A 17,686-nucleotide genomic window follows, 5' to 3' on the forward strand; every position below is an offset into this window, starting at 1 on the left:
AAGGCGCGAGGCCTGACCAGCATGCTGGCCGGCCTGGCCATGACGGCCGCTCTGGCCCAGACGGGTCACGCCCGTCAGGCTCCGGAGTTCGATCCGGCCGCCACGCTGGGAACCATTGCGGTGCAGCAGTTGCCCAACGAAGCGCAGCAGACGCTACAGCGGATCGAGGCCGGCGGCCCGTTTCCCTATGCGAAGGATGGCTCCAGGTTCGGCAACTATGAACGCATCTTGCCCAGGCGGTCACGGGGCTACTACCGTGAATACACGGTCAAGACACCAAGGAGCCGGAATCGGGGAGCGAAACGCATCGTTTGCGGCGGCGAAGAGCGCGCGACGAGCGACTGCTATTACACGGAAGACCACTACAACAGCTTCAAACGGATATCCAAATGATGACTGACATTTTCGGACTGGGCGACGCCCTTGCCGCCCGTGAAGAACGCGGCGCCGGAGATGGCTGGCAGCGGGCCCAGCAACAGGCCCAGAACCTTTATGACAGTGTGCTGATGATGCCCCGCTACGAGGTCGCGCACAAACTGCCACCCGCCTCCGCTCCGGTACCCCCGGTGGACACGGTCGGCAGCCCCGAGGCCGCCATGAATTTGTTCAAGACGGTGCGTCCGAACATCGTCCAATCGATCCGCGCATTCCGAGTGCCGGAGCTGGCGCAAGCCGCCGCCGATCTCGGCCAGCATTTTCTCTACGCCAACTGCGTCAACTGCGCGACCAAGGGCGAGGTGCTGGAAACCATCGCAACCGAGTTCCTGTTCCCGAAGCATTTCGGCAAGAACTTCGACGCGCTGGCCGATTGCCTGACCGACATGATCCACAAGTCCGGCGCCCAGCCCGGCTTCGTCATCGTCCTCGAGGGCTTGCCGTGTGCGCAGAAGTTCGACAAGGAAGCCCGCGAAACGCTGCTCGACGTTTTCCGTGACGCGGCGGAGTTCTGGGCCGAGCGCAAGGTGCAGTTCCGCGTCTTCTACTCGTTCGCCTGATACGGCGCTCCCGCTCCATCCATGCAAAAGGCCCGTTCAACGGGCCTTTTGCTTTTTCAAGCGGCCGTGGCCGCTAGGCCGCGGGCGGCAGTTGGCCCTGCGGCGTCATCTGGTCGACCAGCTCGGGCAGTCCCTCGCTCAGCTGCGCCGCCACGTCCTGCTCGGACATGCCGGTACTGCCCGCCAGCGACTCGAGGGCGCCGGTGCCCTGCAGCGCGTGGCTCAGCGCGGCGGGCGACACCGGGCGATTGGCTCCCGTGCCGATCCACGACTGGATCTGTTCCCCGAGGCCGGCATCGGCGAGGACATCGCGCAGCGCCCCAAGGCCGCCCGCGGCCATGCCGACCGCCTGGGCGTTGCCCGCCGCGCCGCCCTGGCCGCCGAGCAGCCCGCCCAGCAGCGCGCCCAGATCGAGCCCGCCCGGCTGGGCCGCCGCGTCGGCGTCGCCCGCCATGTCGCGCTGCGGATTGCCGCCGCGCCCGCGCATCGCCAGCATCGCCAGCAGGCCGAGGGCCAGCATCATCTTCGGATCCAGCCCGCCCGCGGCACCCCCCGGTTGGCCTGGCTGGCCTTGACCGAGTTGTCCCAGCACACCGCCCAGTACGTTATCGAGAATGCCCACGATCGACTCCTTGTCGAAGGGTTGCCCGGCGCGAACCGTCGGCCGGTGAATCTCAGAATCCGCCCAGCAGCGCGTTCAGGGCCGCCAGGCAGGCAAGCCCGGCGGTCTCCGTGCGCAGGATGCGCGGGCCGAGCGACACCGCCGTGAAGCCCTGGCGCAGCGCGGCCTCTTCCTCGTCGGGGGCGAGGCCGCCCTCGGGGCCGATCAGCAGCGTGACGCCCCCGGCCAGGATGCCCGGACGTTGGCGCTCCACCACCGCGACCAGCGATTCGGTGGCGCGCGGCGAAACCAGCAGACGCAGGCCGCCCTCCGTAGCGGCCCCGCCTTCGCGTGCAAGCCAGGTTTCCAAGTTAGTCGCGGGCGCGACGTGGGGCAAGCGGTTGCGGCCGCATTGTTCGCAGGCCGCCTCGACCAGCGCCCGCCAGTGCGCGTGCCGCTTCTCGGCGCGTTCGGCGTTCAGGCGCACCACGGCGCGCGCCGTCTGCAGCGGCTGCACCGCGCTCACGCCCAGTTCGACCGCCTTCTCGATCAGCCAATCCATCTTGTCGCCGCCGGCCAGGCCCTGGGCCAGCGTGACACGGAACGGCAATTCCGATTCGCCCGCATCGTGGCTGCCGACGCGGGCGACGGCATGGCGCTTGCCCATGTCGAGCAGCGTGGCGGCATGGCTGCCGCCGCGGCCGTCGAACAGCGTGATGGCATCGCCGGGCGCGAGCCGCAACACCTGGGCGTGGCGCACCACCCGTTCGGGCAGCGGCATCTCGATATCGGCCTGGATGGCCGTATCGACAAAAAAGCGGGGAGGCATCTGTTGCGAAAGACCTTGCTGAAGAAAAGGCGTGCTCAGGACCGAGGCGCGGCGGCGCCGGCCGCCAGCGGCCGGGCGAAGCCCCAGCGATACCCGTCCGGATCCTCGACCATGCAGTAGCGGTCGCCCCAGAACTGGTCGGCGGGCTGCATCAGGCTGATCGCCCCTGCCGCGACGGCGCGCTCGTGCATGGCGTCCACGTCGGCGCAGTACAGGTAGAACGTCTGCGGGCATTCGACGCCCATCGACCGCGGCGTGCGCGCGGTGCTGCCCCAGGCGCCTTCGGGCGCGAACATCACCACCAGTTCGCCCTGGTAGTGCATCTCGGCATGAGTGGGCACGCCGTTCTCGTCGACAAGATTTCCCAGCGTGAAACCGAACGCGCTGCTATAGAACTCGATGGCGCTGCGTCCATTGCCCACGGTCAGGTAGGGCGTCAGCCACGGGGTATTGGCGGGGCGGGTCATGGTCGTCTCCTTGGGCTGGAAACCCGGCGTGGCGGCGCTTGCATGCGGCCGGTCCGGTGCCGGCGAGAATATCACGGGCGCGGTGGGCCTTCGCCCAGTGCGGCGTGCAGATGCAGCGGCAGGGCGAACAGCGCCTGGTGCAGGCCCGGGTGGTAGCAACGCAGCGCCTGCTGCATGTCCCAGTCGGCCAGCCGTCGCGCGAGCGACTGCGGGCACGCGCCGCGCACATCGACCGTATCGCTGGCGATGGCGATGGCCCACAGCGCACCGTACGCGGGAACATAGGCGGTGAGCGGCTGCACCAGGGTGAAGTGCCCGCGCAGCCGTTCCAGCAGCAGCGCCGCGGTGCGCGGCCGGTGCCAGGGCGGGCCGAGGTGCAGCGACAGCGCGCCGCCGGGCGCAAGGCACCGCCGCGCCGCATGCAGGCCGGCCGTCTCGAACAGCGCCGAGGCGGGGCCGCCGTCGTCGGCTTCGGTCAGGTCGAACACGATCAGGTCGAAACGGCGGTCCTGCGCGGCGAATCGTTGCATCGTCGCCAGCGCGTCGCCGATCTCCACGGCGACGCGCGGATCGTCGAACGCGCCGCCGTGCAGGCCGCCGAGCCAGGTGCGCGCCAGCGCGATCACCCCGGCGTCCAGTTCGGCCACCACCACTTCCCGCATGCCCGGCATGCGCAGCAGTTCGCGCGCCGAGGCGCCGTCGCCGCCGCCCACCACCAGCGCGCAGGCCGGCGCCCCGTGGGCCAGCGCCATCGGGTGCACCATCAGCTCATGCTGGATGTAGCCGTCCGCTTCTGTGCTCATGATGCGGCCATCAAGCCGGAAGATGCGGCCGAACAGCGCGCTCTCGCCGATTTCGATGTGCTGGTGCGGCGTTCGCACGGACGCCAGCAGCCGGATGTCCGCGAGCGTGGCGGCGGCGCCGGGGACCAGCCATTCGGCCCATTGCAATGCGCCGTCGGCCGGGTAAGCTGGACCGGTTTTGCTACCTTGTTCTGCTAAAATTGCGGTTTTCCCGCCGCCAGGTTCCCGCCGCATGTCCGTCCTCGCCCATCCCGCCACCAGCCCCTACGCCTCGCAACCCGCCCAGATGATGGCCAATGCGATCCGCGTCCTTGCCATGGACGCCGTCCAGCAGGCCAATTCCGGCCATCCCGGCATGCCGATGGGCATGGCGGATATCGCCGTGGCCCTGTGGAGCCGCCATCTGAAGCATAACCCGGCGAATCCGCAGTGGGCCGACCGCGACCGCTTCGTGCTGTCCAACGGCCATGGCTCGATGCTGCTGTACGCGCTGCTGCACCTGACCGGCTACGACCTGCCGGTCGCCGAACTGAAGAACTTCCGCCAGCTGCACAGCAAGACAGCCGGCCACCCGGAATACGCGATCACCCCGGGCGTGGAGACCACCACCGGCCCGCTGGGCCAGGGCATCACCAACGCGGTCGGCATGGCGCTCGCCGAGCGGCTGCTGGGCGAGGAGTTCAACCGCCCCGGCTTCGACATCGTCAACCACCACACCTACGTGTTCATGGGCGACGGCTGCCTGATGGAAGGCATCAGCCACGAGGCCTGCTCGCTCGCCGGTACGCTCAAGCTGAACAAGCTGATCGCGCTGTGGGACGACAACGGCATCTCGATCGACGGCGACGTCGAACACTGGTTCGCCGACGACACGCCCAAGCGCTTCGAGGCCTATGGCTGGAACGTGATCCGCGCGGTCGACGGCCATGACGTGAACGCCGTGGATGCCGCGATCGCCCAGGCCAAGGCCAGCGACAAGCCGACCCTGATCTGCTGCCGCACCGTGATCGGCAAGGGTTCGCCCAACAAGGCGGGCGGCCATGACGTGCACGGCGCGCCGCTGGGCGGCGCGGAAATCCTCGCCACGCGCGAGGCGCTGGGCTGGGCGCACGAGCCGTTCGAGCTGCCGGAAGAGGTCTACACGGCCTGGGATGCCAAGGGCAATGGCGGCGCGCTGGAAAAGGCGTGGACTGCGCTATTCGAGGCCTACTCCGAGCGCTATGCCTACGAGGCCGGCGAGTTCGAGCGCCGCATGCGCGGGGAACTGCCGGGTGCGTTCGACGCCGCGGTCGACGCCTTCATCGCCAAGTGCGAGGAAAAGGCCGAGACCATCGCCACCCGCAAGGCCAGCCAGAACACCATCGAGGCCCTGGGCCCGGTGCTGCCCGAATTCCTCGGCGGCTCGGCCGACCTGACCGGCTCGAACCTGACCAACTGGTCCGGCAGCAAGGCGGTGCGCCACGATGCGTGGGGCAACCACATCAACTACGGCGTGCGCGAGTTCGGCATGAGCGCCATGATGAACGGCATCACGCTGCATGGGGGCTACATTCCCTACGGCGGCACGTTCCTGACGTTCTCGGACTACAGCCGCAATGCGCTGCGCATGGCCGCGCTGATGAAGATCCGCTCGCTGTTCGTCTTCACGCACGACTCGATCGGCCTGGGCGAGGACGGCCCGACGCACCAGTCGATCGAGCATGTCGCCAGCCTGCGCCTGATTCCGAACATGGACGTCTGGCGTACCGCCGACACCACGGAAACGGCCGTGGCCTGGGCCGAGGCGATCCGCCGCCAGAACGGCCCGAGCTGCCTGATCTTCAGCCGCCAGAACCTGCCGTTCCAGCGCCGCGACGATGCCACCCGCGCCAATATCAAGCGCGGCGGCTATGTGCTGCGCGATGGCAGCAACCCGAAGACCCGCCGCCCCGACGCGGTGATCGTCGCCACCGGCTCGGAAGTGGGCCTCGCGGTGGGCGCCGCCGAGCAGCTGGCCGCCGAGGGCGTGCACGTGCGCGTGGTGTCGGTGCCGTCGACCACCGTGTTCGACAAGCAGGACGCCGCCTACAAGGCCGCGGTGCTGCCGGCCGGCGTGCCGCGCGTGGCGGTCGAAGCGGGCGTGACGGACTTCTGGTGGAAGTACCAGGTGCAGGCCGTGGTCGGCATCGACACCTTCGGCGAGTCCGCCCCGGCTGGCGTATTGTTCAAGCATTTCGGGTTCACCGTCGAGAACGTGGCGAACACCGTGAAAAGCGTGATCTGAAGCCGAATTCGTAGCGCGTGGGGCCGGCGGACTTCGCGCCGGCGGCTCCCGCGGCCAACCGTATTTTTTTCCTCTAGTTCAGGAGACGTACCATGACCATCAAGGTTGCCATCAACGGCTATGGCCGTATCGGCCGCAACGTGCTGCGCGCCCACTACGAAGGCGGCAAGAAGCATGACATCGAGATCGTGGCGATCAACGACCTCGGCGATGCCAAGACCAACGCTCACCTGACCCAGTACGACACCGCCCACGGCAAGTTCCCGGGCACGGTCACGGTGGACGGCGACTACATGATCGTCAACGGCGACAAGATCCGCGTGCTGGCCAACCGCAATCCGGCCGAGCTGCCCTGGGGCGAACTGGGCGTGGACGTCGTGATGGAGTGCACCGGCTTCTTCACCACCAAGGAAAAGGCGTCGGCCCACCTGGCCGGCGGCGCCAAGAAGGTCATCATCTCGGCCCCTGGCGGCAAGGATGTGGACGCCACCGTCGTGTACGGCGTGAACCACCAGGTCCTCAAGGCGAGCGACACGGTCATCTCCAACGCTTCGTGCACCACCAACTGCCTGGCGCCGCTGGTCAAGCCGCTGCACGACAAGCTGGGCGTCGTGTCGGGCCTGATGACCACTGTCCACGCCTACACCAACGACCAGGTGCTGACCGACGTCTATCACGAAGACCTGCGCCGCGCCCGTTCGGCCACGATGTCGATGATCCCGACCAAGACCGGCGCCGCCGCGGCGGTCGGCCTGGTGCTGCCCGAGCTGAACGGCAAGCTGGACGGCTTCGCCATCCGCGTGCCGACGATCAACGTGTCGCTGGTCGACCTGTCGTTCGTCGCCGCCCGCGAAACCACCGTGGACGAAGTCAACGGCATCCTGAAGGCTGCCGCCGACGGCGAACTGAAGGGCATCCTGGACTACAACACGGCGCCGCTGGTGTCGGTCGACTTCAACCACAACCCGGCCTCGTCGACCTTCGACGCGACGCTGACCAAGGTGTCGGGCACGCTGGTGAAGGTGTCCAGCTGGTACGACAACGAGTGGGGCTTCTCGAACCGCATGCTCGATACCACCGTGGCACTGATGAACGCGAAGTAACGCCTCGCGGGCAATAAGCCACTAGAGCGGCACTTTGCGATCCTCGCAAAGTGCCGTTTTTCTTTGCTGGCAAGGCGCGAACGACAAAAATGAAGGGAAGAGGACCGCGGTCGTCGTGCCGGCCGGCCCCGCGCCCCCTCCAGCGTGGGGTTTCCGCTGATCGAAATATGCCTTTTTCGCTTCCCGGACCGCCGCTTTCCTCTTAAACTAAGCAAAGTTCGTCAAAACCGATCGGCGGAGCTGTGCCCGCGAGGGTGCACGACGGTGGCCCACCAGCGGCCAACCCGCGATCAATCCGACCTGGGCGTGAACATGGTGAACGTAGACACCAAGCTGCTCGTGATCTTCACCGAGCTGCTGAGTAAGCGGAACGCGACCTATGTCGCCGAGAAGATGCATATGACGGCGCCCGCGGTATCCCATTCGCTGGGGCGGCTGCGAGAGATCTTCGACGATCCGCTTTTCATCCGCGTCCCGCACGGACTCACGCCGACGCCGCGCGCGCTCGAGCTGGGCCCCAAGGTGCGCGACATGCTCGACCTGTGGTCCTCGATCAATCAGGGCGACATCGACGCCTTCGATCCCGCCGTCGCCACCGGCACGCTGAGCATCGGCTTCGGCGCGGAACTGGGCGACACGGTCTTCAACCGCTTCGTGCTGCGCATCAAGCAGCTCGCCCCCGACCTGCATATCCGGCTGGTGGAGTCGCACTCCTGGGAGAGCGACGTCGCCTCGATGCGCGCCAACGAACTCGATCTGGCGTTCTCGCCGTTCCCGACCCGGCATCCCGAGATCGTCGAGGAGATGGTGACGTCGCTGAACCTGTGGGTCTGCGCGCGCCAGAACCATCCTGTGCTCAAGGGCACCTGCACGCTGGAGCAGTACCTCGAATGCGGGCATATCTTCATGGCCCATACCGGCGGCTCCGGTCGTCCCGCACCGTCGCCGATCCCGCTGGACTACGCGCTGCAGCAGCGCGGCCTGAAGCGCAACGCCACGCTGACGGTGCATTCATGGCGGGCGCAGGCGGAACTGGCCTCGCAGACCGACATGATCTTCACGGTCAATGCGCTCACCAAGGACATGGCCTGCGAGACCTACGGCCTCAAGGCCTATCCGCTGCCGGCCGAGCTCAACACGACGCTGGGCCTGAACATGTTCTGGCATCGCAGCCGCAATACGCATCCGATGCTGGTCTGGGCGCGCGGGCTGTTCCGCCAGGTGGTGGGTGAATTCGTCGGCGTGCCGGCCGGCGGCCGCGCGGCACTGTCGACGATCGAGGAGAACGCGGTCCAGTCGTGACCGTCGCGCTACGCTCGCAGGCATAAAAAAACCGGCGGATCGTGAAGATCCGCCGGTTTTCTTTTGAGCAGGCGATGCGTTCAGCGCTTGGGGCGGTAGGGGCAGGCGACCTTGGTGCAGTTGCCATACAGCGATAGCGCGTGTTCCTGCAGCGCGAAGCCGCGCTCGTTCGCGATGCTCTGCTGGCGCTTCTCGATGTCGGCGTCGTAGAACTCCTCGACGCGGCCGCAGTCGAGGCACACCAGATGGTCGTGATGCTTGCCCTCGTTCAGTTCGAAAATGGCCTTGCCGGATTCGAAGTTGTTGCGCGAGAGGAGGCCGGCCTGCTCGAACTGCGTCAGCACGCGGTAGACGGTCGCAAGGCCGATGTCCATATGCTCGTTGAGCAGGATGCGATAAACGTCTTCGGCGCTGAGGTGGCGCTGTTCGCTGGTCTGGAAGATTTCGAGGATCTTCAGTCGAGGCACCGTTGCCTTCAGGCCGATATTTTTGAGGTCCGCCGGACTGGGCATAGGCGTGATTCCCTAGAGTACAATGTCTGGATTGTTGAATCATAAGGGTTTTGCCGGCAAAAGTCGCCCTGACGCGCCCGTCGCGTCCCTGCGGGCCTGGTGCCGGTTCCCGCGGCGAAGGTCCTGCGACACGTGTCCAGAGACGTCGGCCGGAATCGGCACTTTCCTTTCCCTTCGGTAAGCGAACAAAGCGAGATACATGGATTCAATTCGTTCGTCCGCCATGCGTCCGGCGCTGGTGACACTCCTGTTGGCCGCCATCACCGTGGCATCGGCCGCCTGCTCCACCTACGACAGCACGTCGCGCAAGCTCGTCAACGCGATCACCCCGTACCGCATCAATATCGTCCAGGGCAACTTCGTGTCCCGCGAGGCCGCGTCGCAGCTGCGCCCCGGCATGACCCGCGAACAGGTCAAGTTCCTGTTGGGCACGCCGCTGCTGACGGACGTCTTCCACGCCAATCGCTGGGACTATGTGTTCTCGTTCCGCCGCGGCGATACGCCGGTGGTGCAGCAGCGCCGCTTCACGGTCTTTTTCGATGGCGACTCGCTCGCCAGATTCGGCGGTGACGAGCTGCCCTCCGAGTACGAGCTGATCGCCGAGATCGACGGCATGAAGAACGGCTCGCGCAAGGCGGCGTCCAAGCCGGCCGAGACCGCGGCCGCGCCGCAGGCGCCCGCCGACGCCGCCAGCCCGCAGGCCCCGGCCGGTGATGTCTCGCCCACGGCGCCGAATACGGTGACCGCGCCGACCGCGCCCTCCGCCTCCAGCGGCGAGGCGTCGGCCCAGGGGGCGGTGGACGCCACCAGCGCCAGCGTGCCGGCCGCCAACCCGACTCGCTAAACGCAGCGCGCCGGCCACGCGCCGGCCGACGCCGTCGCCGTCTTCGCCATGCCGGTCGCCAACGCGGCCGGCTTGTCTTTTTGAAAGCCAATCCGCCATGAACATCGCAATCGCAGGAGCGTCCGGCCGCATGGGCCGCATGCTGATCGAACAGGTACTGAAGACCGGGGGTGTCAGCCTCGCCGGTGCGCTCGACACGCCGGGCTCGGTGGCGCTGGGCCAGGATGCCGGCCTGTTCCTGGGCCGCAATACGGGCGTGAGCATCACCGCCGACATCGAGGCGGTGCTGTCGCAGGCGGATTGCCTGATCGACTTCACCCGGCCCGAGGGCACGCTGGCGCATCTGGCGATCGCGCGCCGGCTGGGCGTCAAGATGGTGGTCGGCACCACCGGCTTCGACGAGGCCGGCAAGGCGGCCCTGGCGGAGGCGGCCAAGGAGATCGGCGTGGTCTTCGCGGCCAATATGAGCGTGGGCGTCAATGCCACCTTCAAGCTGCTGGAGGTGGCCGCGAAGCTGCTGTCCACGGGCTACGACATCGAGATCATCGAGGCGCATCATCGCCACAAGGTCGATGCGCCCTCCGGCACGGCGCTGGCGATGGGAGAGGTGGTGGCCGGGGCGCTGGGCCGGGACCTGAAGGACTGCGCCGTCTACGCCCGCGAAGGCCATACCGGCGAGCGCGAGGCCGGCACCATCGGCTTCTCGACCATTCGCGGGGGCGATATCGTGGGCGACCACACCGTGATGTTCGCCGGCATCGGCGAGCGCATCGAGATTACCCACAAGTCGTCGACCCGCCAGTCCTATGCCGACGGCGCGGTGCGAGCGGCCCGCTTCCTGGCCGACAAGCCGAACGGCCTGTTCGACATGCAGGACGTGCTCGGCCTCAAGTAGCCGCGCGGACCGGCGCCCCGTATTGCGGCGAAGGGCGGCGGTTATAATCGCCACTTTCGCCGGCGCTCCGCAGCGGCCGCGCACGCCCCCGAATTCCGCAGGAATTTTCCACCTCTCTTTCCGGACGCCAACGCCTTCGTGTCGTTGTCCTGACCATGCAAGACAAATACCTTCCCTCCGCCGTTGAACAAGCCGCCCGTGAGCACTGGCAAGCCATCGATGCGTATCGCGTGTCGGAACAGGCGGCGCTACCCGACGGCAAGGAGAAGCCCAAGTTCTACGCCTGCTCGATGCTGCCTTACCCCTCGGGCAAGCTGCATATGGGTCACGTGCGCAACTACACCATCAACGACGTGATGGCGCGCTACCTGCGCATGAATGGGTACAACGTGCTGATGCCGATGGGCTGGGATGCGTTCGGCATGCCGGCGGAGAACGCCGCGTTGAACAACGGCGTGGCGCCGGCCGCCTGGACCTACGACAACATCGCTTACATGAAGAAGCAGATGCAGTCGATGGGCCTGGCGATCGACTGGTCGCGCGAGGTGGCGACCTGCAGCCCGGACTACTACCGCTGGAACCAGTGGCTGTTCCTGAAGATGCTGGAAAAGGGCATCGCCTACCGCAAGACCGGCACGGTGAACTGGGACCCGGTCGACCAGACCGTCCTGGCCAACGAACAGGTCATCGACGGGCGCGGCTGGCGCTCGGGCGCGCTGGTGGAAAAGCGCGAAATCCCGATGTACTACCTGCGCATCACCGAGTATGCCGAGGAACTGCTCGGCGACCTGGACCAACTGGGCTGGCCCGAGCGGGTCAAGGTGATGCAGCAGAACTGGATCGGCAAGAGCGAGGGCCTGCGCTTCGCCTTCCCGCACGCCATCGTCGGCGACGACGGCGAGCTGATCGGTGGCGGCAAGCTGCACGTGTTCACCACGCGGGCCGACACGATCATGGGCGTGACGTTCTGCGCCGTCGCGGCTGAGCACCCCCTTGCGGCGCATGCGGCCGCCACCAATCCCGAGCTCGCGGCCTTCATCGAGGAGTGCAAGCACGGCTCGGTGATGGAAGCCGACATGGCGACCATGGAAAAGAAGGGCATGCCCACCGGCCTGCGGGTGGTGCACCCGCTGACCGGCGAGCAGGTTCCGGTGTGGGTCGGCAACTACGTGCTGATGACCTATGGCGACGGCGCCGTGATGGGCGTACCCGCCCATGACGAGCGCGACTTCGCCTTCGCGAAGAAGTACGACCTGCCGATCCGGCAGGTGGTGGACGTCAAGGGCCAGCCGTTCTCCACCGAGGCGTGGCAGGACTGGTACGCCGACAAGGAGCAGGGCGTCTGCATCGCGAGCGGCAAGTACGATGGCCTGGGCTATCGCGCCGCCGTGGACGCCATTGCGGCCGATCTCGGCGCCAAGGGCCTGGGCGAGAAGAAGACCACCTGGCGCCTGCGCGACTGGGGCATCTCGCGCCAGCGCTACTGGGGCACGCCGATCCCGCTGATCCATTGCGACAGCTGCGGCGTGGTGCCGGTGCCCGAGCAGGACCTGCCGGTCGTGCTGCCCGAGGACCTGGTGCCAGACGGCACCGGCAATCCGCTCGCCAAGGACCCGCGGTTCCTGAATTGCACGTGCCCGTCGTGCGGCAAGCCCGCGCGCCGCGAGACCGACACGATGGATACGTTCATCGACTCGTGCTGGTACTACATGCGCTATACCTGCCCCGATGCGCCGACCATGGTCGATGCCCGCAACGACTACTGGATGCCGATGGACCAGTACATCGGCGGCATCGAGCACGCGATCCTGCACCTGCTGTACGCGCGATTCTGGACCAAGGTCATGCGCGACATGGGCCTGCTCAAGTTCGGCGAGCCGTTCGCCAACCTGCTGACCCAGGGCATGGTGCTCAACGAGACGTACTACCGCGAGGATGCGGCGGGCAAGAAGACCTGGTACAACCCCGCGGACGTCGATGTCAGCACCGACGAGCGCGGCCGGCCGCTGGGCGCCACGCTCAAGGCCGACGGCCAGCCGGTGGTGATCGGCGGCGTGGAGAAGATGTCCAAGTCCAAGAACAACGGCATCGACCCGCAGGCGCTGATCGACCAGTACGGCGCCGACACCGCGCGCCTGTTCACCATGTTCGCCGCGCCGCCGGAGCAGCAGCTCGAATGGAGCAACTCGGGCGTGGAGGGCGCGTCGCGCTTCCTGCGCCGGGTCTGGTCCTATGGCCACGCCAACGCAGAGGCGCTGCGCGCCGACCAAGCCGCCGCTGCCCCGGCCGACGCCGACAAGACGCTGCGCCGCGAGCTGCATGGCATCCTGAAGCAGGCGAACTACGATTACCAGCGTATCCAGTACAACACGGTGGTCTCGGCCGCGATGAAGATGCTCAACGCGCTCGAAGACGCCAAGGCGGCCACGCCGGCCGCGCGCCGGGAGGGCTTCGGCATCCTGCTGCGCGTGCTGTATCCGGTCGTGCCGCATATCACGCACGGCCTGTGGGTAGAGCTCGGTTACGCCGCGCGCCACGGCGATCTGCTGGACGCGCCGTGGCCGCAGGTCGACGAGGCCGCGCTGGTGCAAAGCGAAATCGAACTGGTGCTGCAGGTCAACGGCAAGGTGCGCGGTTCGCTGACGGTGCCGGCCAACGCCGAGCGTGCCGCCATCGAGGCCATGGCCGCCGCGAGCGAGACCGTGGCCAAGTATGCCAATGGCGCCAGCCCGAAGAAAATCGTGGTGGTGCCAGGTCGGCTGGTCAACGTGGTGCTGTGAGCCGCGGCGCCCGTTTGCGCCGCCATCCGGCATCGTCACCGGCATCGTCACGGACAGAGACAAGGAGCGTCAGCGATGGATCGAACTGACAAGGGTTTGAACGAGGGCGGCAGCGCCGGCCCCGACCGCGGCCGCCGCGCCGCGCTGGCCGCGCTGCTGGCCGCCGGTCTCGTCGCGGGCTGCGGCTTCCAGCTGCGCGGCAGCTCCGACTTCGCTTTCAAGCGCATCTATCTCGGCATGCCGGCCAACTCGCTGATGGGCGCCGAACTGCGCCGGGCGATCCGGGGCGGCTCCGACACTCAGGTGGTATCCAATCCCAAGGAGGCGGACGCCCTGCTCGACGTCCTGGAAGACTCGCGCAGCAAGACCGTGCTGTCGATCACCACGTCCGGCGTGGCGCGCGAATACCGGCTGACGCAGCGCTTTTCGTTCCGGCTGCGGGATCAGGCCGGCAACGAGCTGATCGCGCCGTCGCAACTGGTGCTCACGCGGGACCTGACCTACAACGAGGCGAACGCGCTCGCCAAGGACTACGAGGAAGCGCAACTCTATCGCGACATGCAGCGCGATATCGTGCAGCAGCTGATGCGCCGCCTGGCCGCGGCCAAGACCGCCTGAGCGGTCGACGCCCGCATCGACGCCCATCCCATTCCAGGAACAGCGCGCTCCCGCATGCAGATCAAGCTCGACGGACTGGACGCCCACCTGCGCCAGGCCAAGGCCAAGGGACTGGCACCGCTCTACGTGGTCCACGGCGACGAGCACCTGCTGGTGCTCGAAGCGGTCGACCGCCTGCGCCAGGCCGCGCGCGATGCCGGCTTCTCCGAGCGCGAGGTGCTGGTGTCCGAGCGCGGCTTCCACTGGAGCCAGCTGGTCGAGGCGCAGCAGTCGATGTCGCTGTTCGGCGATCGCAAGATCGTCGAGCTGCGTATTCCGTCGGGCAAGCCGGGCAAGGACGGCGGCGAAGCGCTGCGCGCCGTCGCGGCCGCGCCTTCGCCGGACGTGCTGATGATCGTCACCTTGCCCCGGCTGGATTTCGCAAGCGCCAAGTCGGCCTGGTTCCAGGCGCTCGAAGGTGCCGGCGTATCGATCAAGGTCGATACCGTGGACCGGGCCCGGCTGCCGGCGTGGGTCGGCGAGCGGCTTGCGTTGCAGCAGCAGCGCGTCGAGGCGGGCGAGCCGGGCCGGCGCGCCCTGCAGTTCATCGCCGACAAGGTGGAGGGCAACCTGCTCGCCGCCCACCAGGAAATCCAGAAGCTGGGACTGCTGTATCCGCCCGGCGTGCTGACCTTCGACCAGGTCCACGACGCGGTGCTCAATGTCGCCCGCTACGACGTGTTCAAGCTGTCCGAGGCCATGCTCGCCGGCGACGTGCCGCGGCTGGTGCGGATGCTCGAGGGGCTGCGCGGCGAGGGCGAGGCGACGGTCCTCGTGCTGTGGGCGCTGACGGAGGAAATTCGCGTATTATCCAAGGTCCGCCAGGGCCTGGCCGCCGGCAAGCCGATCGGCGTCCTGACGCGCGAATTGCGGGTCTGGGGCCCGCGCGAGAAGCTGGTCCCGCAGGCGGCCCAGCGGCTGTCGCTGCCCCGGCTCGAACAGGCGCTGGCGATGGCGGCAAGGCTGGACCGGCAGGTCAAGGGCCTGCGCGCAGGGGACGTACCGCCGGAGCCATGGGACGGGCTGCAGCAGCTGGCGCTGATGATCGCCCGGTAAGCCGCCGAACGCTTCCACGGCGCGATATCCGCCCCGCGCATTCCCCGGCGTTGCGCATCAGGTTACGGCATCACACATCGAACGGCCCGGGCGTCCCGGCCAGCAATATGAACGAGCTCGATCTCTCCCAGTACATGGACCGCGTGGGCCGTCAGGCTCGCGCCGCGTCGCGCGCGATGGCGCGCGCCTCCACCGCCGACAAGAACCGTGCGTTGCTGACCATCGCCGCCGCCATCCGGCGCGACGCGCCGGCGCTCAAGGCCGTCAACGCGCGCGATGTCGAGCGCGCGCGCGCCAACGGCCAGGACGCGGCCTTCATCGACCGCCTGACGCTGTCGGACAAGGCCATCGCGACCATGGCCGCGGGCCTGGAGCAGATCGCCGCGCTGCCGGACCCGATTGGCGAGATCGGCAACATGAAATACCGCCCGACCGGCATCCAGGTGGGGCAGATGCGCGTGCCGCTCGGCGTGATCGGCATCATCTACGAGTCGCGCCCCAATGTGACCATCGACGCCGCCGCGCTGTGCCTGAAGTCCGGCAACGCCACCATCCTGCGCGGCGGTTCCGAGGCGATCGAGTCCAATACCGCGCTGGCGGCGCTGGTGGCCGAAGGGCTGGCCGAGGCGGGACTGCCGGCCGAAGCCGTGCAGGTGGTCGCCACCACCGACCGCGCGGCGGTCGGCCGGCTGATCACGATGACGGAGTACGTCGACGTGATCGTGCCGCGCGGCGGCAAGAGCCTGATCGCGCGGCTGATGGAGGAGGCGCGGGTGCCGATGATCAAGCATCTGGACGGCATCTGCCATGTCTACGTCGACGACGAGGCCGACCTCGACAAGGCGGTGCGCATCTGCGACAACGCCAAGACCCAGCGCTACGCGCCGTGCAACACCATGGAAACGCTGCTGGTCGCCGCCGGGGTGGCGTCCGCGGTGCTGCCGCCGTTGTGCCGCATCTACCAGGACAAGGGCGTGGAGTTGCGCGTATGCGCCGACACGCGCGCGACCCTGGAAGCGGCCGGCTTCACGGGCCTGGTCGATGCCACCGAAGAGGACTGGGGTCTCGAATACCTGGCGCCGGTGCTGGCCATCCGCACCGTGGCCGGCCTGGACGAGGCCATCGACCATATCAACACCTACGGCTCGGCCCATACCGATTCGATCGTGACCGAGAACTACAGCCGGGGCATGCGCTTCCTGCGCGAGGTGGACTCGGCCAGCGTGATGATCAACGCCTCCACGCGATTCGCGGACGGCTTCGAGTACGGCCTCGGCGCGGAGATCGGCATCTCCAACGACAAGCTGCACGCACGCGGCCCGGTCGGACTGGAAGGGCTGACGTCGCTGAAGTACGTGGTGTTCGGGCACGGCGAGATCCGCACCTGATACCGGGCCGCCGCTTGCGGCCCTCGGCGCACCGCGGTGCCCGTCCCACCATTCCCACTTTCTCCAATCACCACACGGATAATCCGATGCTCTGGGTCAAGGCGCTGCATATCGTCTTTGTCGTATCCTGGTTTGCCGGCCTGTTCTATCTGCCGCGCATCTTCGTCAACCTGGCGATGGAATCGGAGCCCGTGGCGGTGCAGCGGTTGCTGACGATGGCGCGCAAGCTGTTTCGCTTCATGACGCTGCTGGCGGTGCCGGCGGTGGCGTTCGGCTTGTGGCTGTACCTTGGCTACGGCATTGGCCGCGGGCCGGGGCAGGGCTGGATGCATGCCAAGCTCGCGCTGGTCGTGCTGCTGATCGGCTATCACCACGGCTGCGGCGTGCTGCTCAGGAAGTTCGAGGCCGGCCGCAACATGCGTTCGGATGTCTTCTACCGGTGGTTCAATGAAGCGCCGGTTCTGGTGCTGTTCGCGATCGTCGTGCTGGTCGTGGTCAAGCCCTTCTGAGCCGGGGTCTTTCCTTCCGGCATCCCGCGCCGCACCGCCTTACCGAGGACACCATGACAAAGCAGGTCGACTACTATCTCACCCCCCAATCGCCGTTCGCCTATCTTGGCCATGAGCGCTTCGCCGCCATCGCGCAGCAGCACGGCGCCCAGGTCAACCTGAAGCCCTGCGACCTCGGCAAGGTGTTCTCGGTCTCCGGCGGCCTGCCGCTCGCGCAGCGCCCGCCGCAGCGCCTGGCCTACCGGCTGGTGGAACTGAAGCGCTGGAGCGAATACCGGGGGCTGCCGCTGAATCCGCAGCCCGCTTTCTTCCCGGTCTCCGGCGATCCGGCCAGCAAGCTGATCATCGCGGCCCAGCTGGCCAACGGCACGGCGCGCGCGATGGCGCTGACCGGTGCCATCTGCCGCGCGGTCTGGGCCCAGGACCGCAATATCGCCGATGCCGCCACGCTGGCGCAGATCGCCGACGAGTGCGGTCTGGACGGCCAGGCGCTGCTCAAGGCCAGCGAGGCCCAGGCGGTGCAGGCCGTCTATGCGCAGAATACGCAGGACGCCATCTCGGCCGGCGCGTTCGGCGCGCCGTGGTTCGTCCTCGACGGCGAGCCGTACTGGGGCCAGGACCGCCTGGACTTTCTCGAGCGGGCGCTGGCGCGCGGCTGAACGCTGGCCTACGCTGAGCGGAC

At 67.6% G+C, this 17,686-nt stretch carries 18 protein-coding genes; 13 read left to right on the forward strand and 5 right to left on the reverse strand.

The window, feature by feature from the left end; genetic code table 11:
* Nucleotides 1–21 precede the first annotated feature (21 nt).
* Nucleotides 22–393 (forward strand): ribonuclease domain-containing protein, encoded by a 372-nt coding sequence (locus LDO27_RS15625; protein ID WP_222208647.1) that lies wholly within the window; start codon nucleotides 22–24, stop codon nucleotides 391–393.
* Nucleotides 390–995, forward strand: coding sequence for a barstar family protein (locus tag LDO27_RS15630; RefSeq protein ID WP_222208466.1), 606 nt, complete (start codon nucleotides 390–392; stop codon nucleotides 993–995). The genes LDO27_RS15625 and LDO27_RS15630 overlap by 4 nt, the downstream gene beginning before the upstream one ends.
* A gap of 73 nt (nucleotides 996–1,068) precedes the next feature.
* Here the strand turns inward: LDO27_RS15630 and LDO27_RS15635 are convergent, their stop codons facing one another.
* The 4 genes from LDO27_RS15635 to LDO27_RS15650 form a co-directional block, all read right to left on the reverse strand.
* On the reverse strand, nucleotides 1,069–1,617 hold the full coding sequence (locus tag LDO27_RS15635) for a YidB family protein (RefSeq protein WP_224042651.1): 549 nt from the start codon (nucleotides 1,615–1,617) through the stop codon (nucleotides 1,069–1,071).
* A gap of 52 nt (nucleotides 1,618–1,669) precedes the next feature.
* Nucleotides 1,670–2,425: a 16S rRNA (uracil(1498)-N(3))-methyltransferase gene (locus tag LDO27_RS15640; protein ID WP_224042653.1), complete on the reverse strand. Its 756-nt coding sequence runs from the start codon at nucleotides 2,423–2,425 to the stop codon at nucleotides 1,670–1,672.
* A 35-nt stretch (nucleotides 2,426–2,460) separates the two neighbouring features.
* Nucleotides 2,461–2,892 carry a VOC family protein gene (locus LDO27_RS15645; RefSeq protein ID WP_224042654.1) on the reverse strand — a complete coding sequence of 144 codons (432 nt, stop codon included), beginning with the start codon at nucleotides 2,890–2,892 and terminating at the stop codon, nucleotides 2,461–2,463.
* 71 nt (nucleotides 2,893–2,963) lie between these two features.
* Entirely contained in the window at nucleotides 2,964–3,842 is an 879-nt protein-coding gene (locus tag LDO27_RS15650; protein ID WP_224042655.1) for a spermine/spermidine synthase domain-containing protein, read from the reverse strand.
* 85 nt (nucleotides 3,843–3,927) lie between these two features.
* On the opposite strand from LDO27_RS15650, the gene tkt reads away from it, so the two are divergent.
* The 3 genes from tkt to LDO27_RS15665 all read left to right on the forward strand — a co-directional run bounded on the left by tkt (nucleotide 3,928) and on the right by LDO27_RS15665 (nucleotide 8,363).
* On the forward strand, nucleotides 3,928–5,958 hold the full coding sequence (gene tkt, locus LDO27_RS15655) for a transketolase (protein WP_224042656.1): 2,031 nt from the start codon (nucleotides 3,928–3,930) through the stop codon (nucleotides 5,956–5,958).
* A 92-nt stretch (nucleotides 5,959–6,050) separates the two neighbouring features.
* Nucleotides 6,051–7,061: a type I glyceraldehyde-3-phosphate dehydrogenase gene (gene gap, locus LDO27_RS15660; protein WP_222208454.1), complete on the forward strand. Its 1,011-nt coding sequence runs from the start codon at nucleotides 6,051–6,053 to the stop codon at nucleotides 7,059–7,061.
* 312 nt (nucleotides 7,062–7,373) lie between these two features.
* The gene (locus LDO27_RS15665; RefSeq protein WP_222208452.1) at nucleotides 7,374–8,363 is read left to right on the forward strand and encodes a LysR family transcriptional regulator; all 990 of its coding nucleotides are present in this window, start codon (nucleotides 7,374–7,376) and stop codon (nucleotides 8,361–8,363) included.
* 80 nt (nucleotides 8,364–8,443) lie between these two features.
* Here the strand turns inward: LDO27_RS15665 and fur are convergent, their stop codons facing one another.
* Nucleotides 8,444–8,875: a ferric iron uptake transcriptional regulator gene (gene fur, locus LDO27_RS15670; protein WP_222208450.1), complete on the reverse strand. Its 432-nt coding sequence runs from the start codon at nucleotides 8,873–8,875 to the stop codon at nucleotides 8,444–8,446.
* Nucleotides 8,876–9,074: 199 nt separating this feature from the next.
* Here fur and LDO27_RS15675 point away from each other — a divergent pair, with 199 nt between their 5' ends.
* The 8 genes from LDO27_RS15675 to LDO27_RS15710 all read left to right on the forward strand — a co-directional run bounded on the left by LDO27_RS15675 (nucleotide 9,075) and on the right by LDO27_RS15710 (nucleotide 17,663).
* Nucleotides 9,075–9,719 (forward strand): outer membrane protein assembly factor BamE, encoded by a 645-nt coding sequence (locus LDO27_RS15675; RefSeq protein WP_224042657.1) that lies wholly within the window; start codon nucleotides 9,075–9,077, stop codon nucleotides 9,717–9,719.
* A gap of 97 nt (nucleotides 9,720–9,816) precedes the next feature.
* Nucleotides 9,817–10,614, forward strand: a complete 798-nt coding sequence (dapB, locus tag LDO27_RS15680) for a 4-hydroxy-tetrahydrodipicolinate reductase (RefSeq protein WP_224042658.1) — start codon at nucleotides 9,817–9,819, stop codon at nucleotides 10,612–10,614.
* Between the two features lie 155 nt (nucleotides 10,615–10,769).
* The gene (leuS, locus tag LDO27_RS15685) at nucleotides 10,770–13,394 is read left to right on the forward strand and encodes a leucine--tRNA ligase (protein WP_224042660.1); all 2,625 of its coding nucleotides are present in this window, start codon (nucleotides 10,770–10,772) and stop codon (nucleotides 13,392–13,394) included.
* Between the two features lie 75 nt (nucleotides 13,395–13,469).
* Nucleotides 13,470–14,012: an LPS-assembly lipoprotein LptE gene (locus tag LDO27_RS15690; RefSeq protein ID WP_224042661.1), complete on the forward strand. Its 543-nt coding sequence runs from the start codon at nucleotides 13,470–13,472 to the stop codon at nucleotides 14,010–14,012.
* A gap of 54 nt (nucleotides 14,013–14,066) precedes the next feature.
* Nucleotides 14,067–15,107: a DNA polymerase III subunit delta gene (gene holA, locus LDO27_RS15695; RefSeq protein WP_224042662.1), complete on the forward strand. Its 1,041-nt coding sequence runs from the start codon at nucleotides 14,067–14,069 to the stop codon at nucleotides 15,105–15,107.
* 107 nt (nucleotides 15,108–15,214) lie between these two features.
* Complete coding sequence (locus LDO27_RS15700) at nucleotides 15,215–16,495, forward strand: glutamate-5-semialdehyde dehydrogenase (RefSeq protein ID WP_224042664.1); 1,281 nt, start codon at nucleotides 15,215–15,217, stop codon at nucleotides 16,493–16,495.
* Between the two features lie 86 nt (nucleotides 16,496–16,581).
* Nucleotides 16,582–17,004 carry a CopD family protein gene (locus tag LDO27_RS15705; RefSeq protein WP_222208435.1) on the forward strand — a complete coding sequence of 141 codons (423 nt, stop codon included), beginning with the start codon at nucleotides 16,582–16,584 and terminating at the stop codon, nucleotides 17,002–17,004.
* Nucleotides 17,005–17,057: 53 nt separating this feature from the next.
* Nucleotides 17,058–17,663, forward strand: coding sequence for a 2-hydroxychromene-2-carboxylate isomerase (locus tag LDO27_RS15710; protein WP_224042666.1), 606 nt, complete (start codon nucleotides 17,058–17,060; stop codon nucleotides 17,661–17,663).
* Nucleotides 17,664–17,686 lie beyond the last annotated feature (23 nt).

It is taken from the genome of Cupriavidus respiraculi (assembly GCF_914271545.1).
GTDB lineage: Bacteria > Pseudomonadota > Gammaproteobacteria > Burkholderiales > Burkholderiaceae > Cupriavidus > Cupriavidus respiraculi.

Bases quoted from the DNA above. Each gene is read 5' to 3' on its own strand.
- LDO27_RS15630 (WP_222208466.1), top strand. From the start codon at position 390: ATGATGACTGACATTTTCGGACTGGGCGACGCCCTTGCCGCCCGTGAA.
- LDO27_RS15710 (WP_224042666.1), top strand. From the start codon at position 17,058: ATGACAAAGCAGGTCGACTACTATCTCACCCCCCAATCGCCGTTCGCC.
- gap (WP_222208454.1), top strand. From the start codon at position 6,051: ATGACCATCAAGGTTGCCATCAACGGCTATGGCCGTATCGGCCGCAAC.
- LDO27_RS15700 (WP_224042664.1), top strand. From the start codon at position 15,215: ATGAACGAGCTCGATCTCTCCCAGTACATGGACCGCGTGGGCCGTCAG.
- leuS (WP_224042660.1), top strand. From the start codon at position 10,770: ATGCAAGACAAATACCTTCCCTCCGCCGTTGAACAAGCCGCCCGTGAG.
- fur (WP_222208450.1), bottom strand. From the start codon at position 8,875: ATGCCCAGTCCGGCGGACCTCAAAAATATCGGCCTGAAGGCAACGGTG.
- LDO27_RS15645 (WP_224042654.1), bottom strand. From the start codon at position 2,892: ATGACCCGCCCCGCCAATACCCCGTGGCTGACGCCCTACCTGACCGTG.
- LDO27_RS15705 (WP_222208435.1), top strand. From the start codon at position 16,582: ATGCTCTGGGTCAAGGCGCTGCATATCGTCTTTGTCGTATCCTGGTTT.
- LDO27_RS15640 (WP_224042653.1), bottom strand. From the start codon at position 2,425: ATGCCTCCCCGCTTTTTTGTCGATACGGCCATCCAGGCCGATATCGAG.
- LDO27_RS15690 (WP_224042661.1), top strand. From the start codon at position 13,470: ATGGATCGAACTGACAAGGGTTTGAACGAGGGCGGCAGCGCCGGCCCC.
- tkt (WP_224042656.1), top strand. From the start codon at position 3,928: ATGTCCGTCCTCGCCCATCCCGCCACCAGCCCCTACGCCTCGCAACCC.
- LDO27_RS15675 (WP_224042657.1), top strand. From the start codon at position 9,075: ATGGATTCAATTCGTTCGTCCGCCATGCGTCCGGCGCTGGTGACACTC.
- LDO27_RS15625 (WP_222208647.1), top strand. From the start codon at position 22: ATGCTGGCCGGCCTGGCCATGACGGCCGCTCTGGCCCAGACGGGTCAC.
- holA (WP_224042662.1), top strand. From the start codon at position 14,067: ATGCAGATCAAGCTCGACGGACTGGACGCCCACCTGCGCCAGGCCAAG.
- LDO27_RS15665 (WP_222208452.1), top strand. From the start codon at position 7,374: ATGGTGAACGTAGACACCAAGCTGCTCGTGATCTTCACCGAGCTGCTG.
- dapB (WP_224042658.1), top strand. From the start codon at position 9,817: ATGAACATCGCAATCGCAGGAGCGTCCGGCCGCATGGGCCGCATGCTG.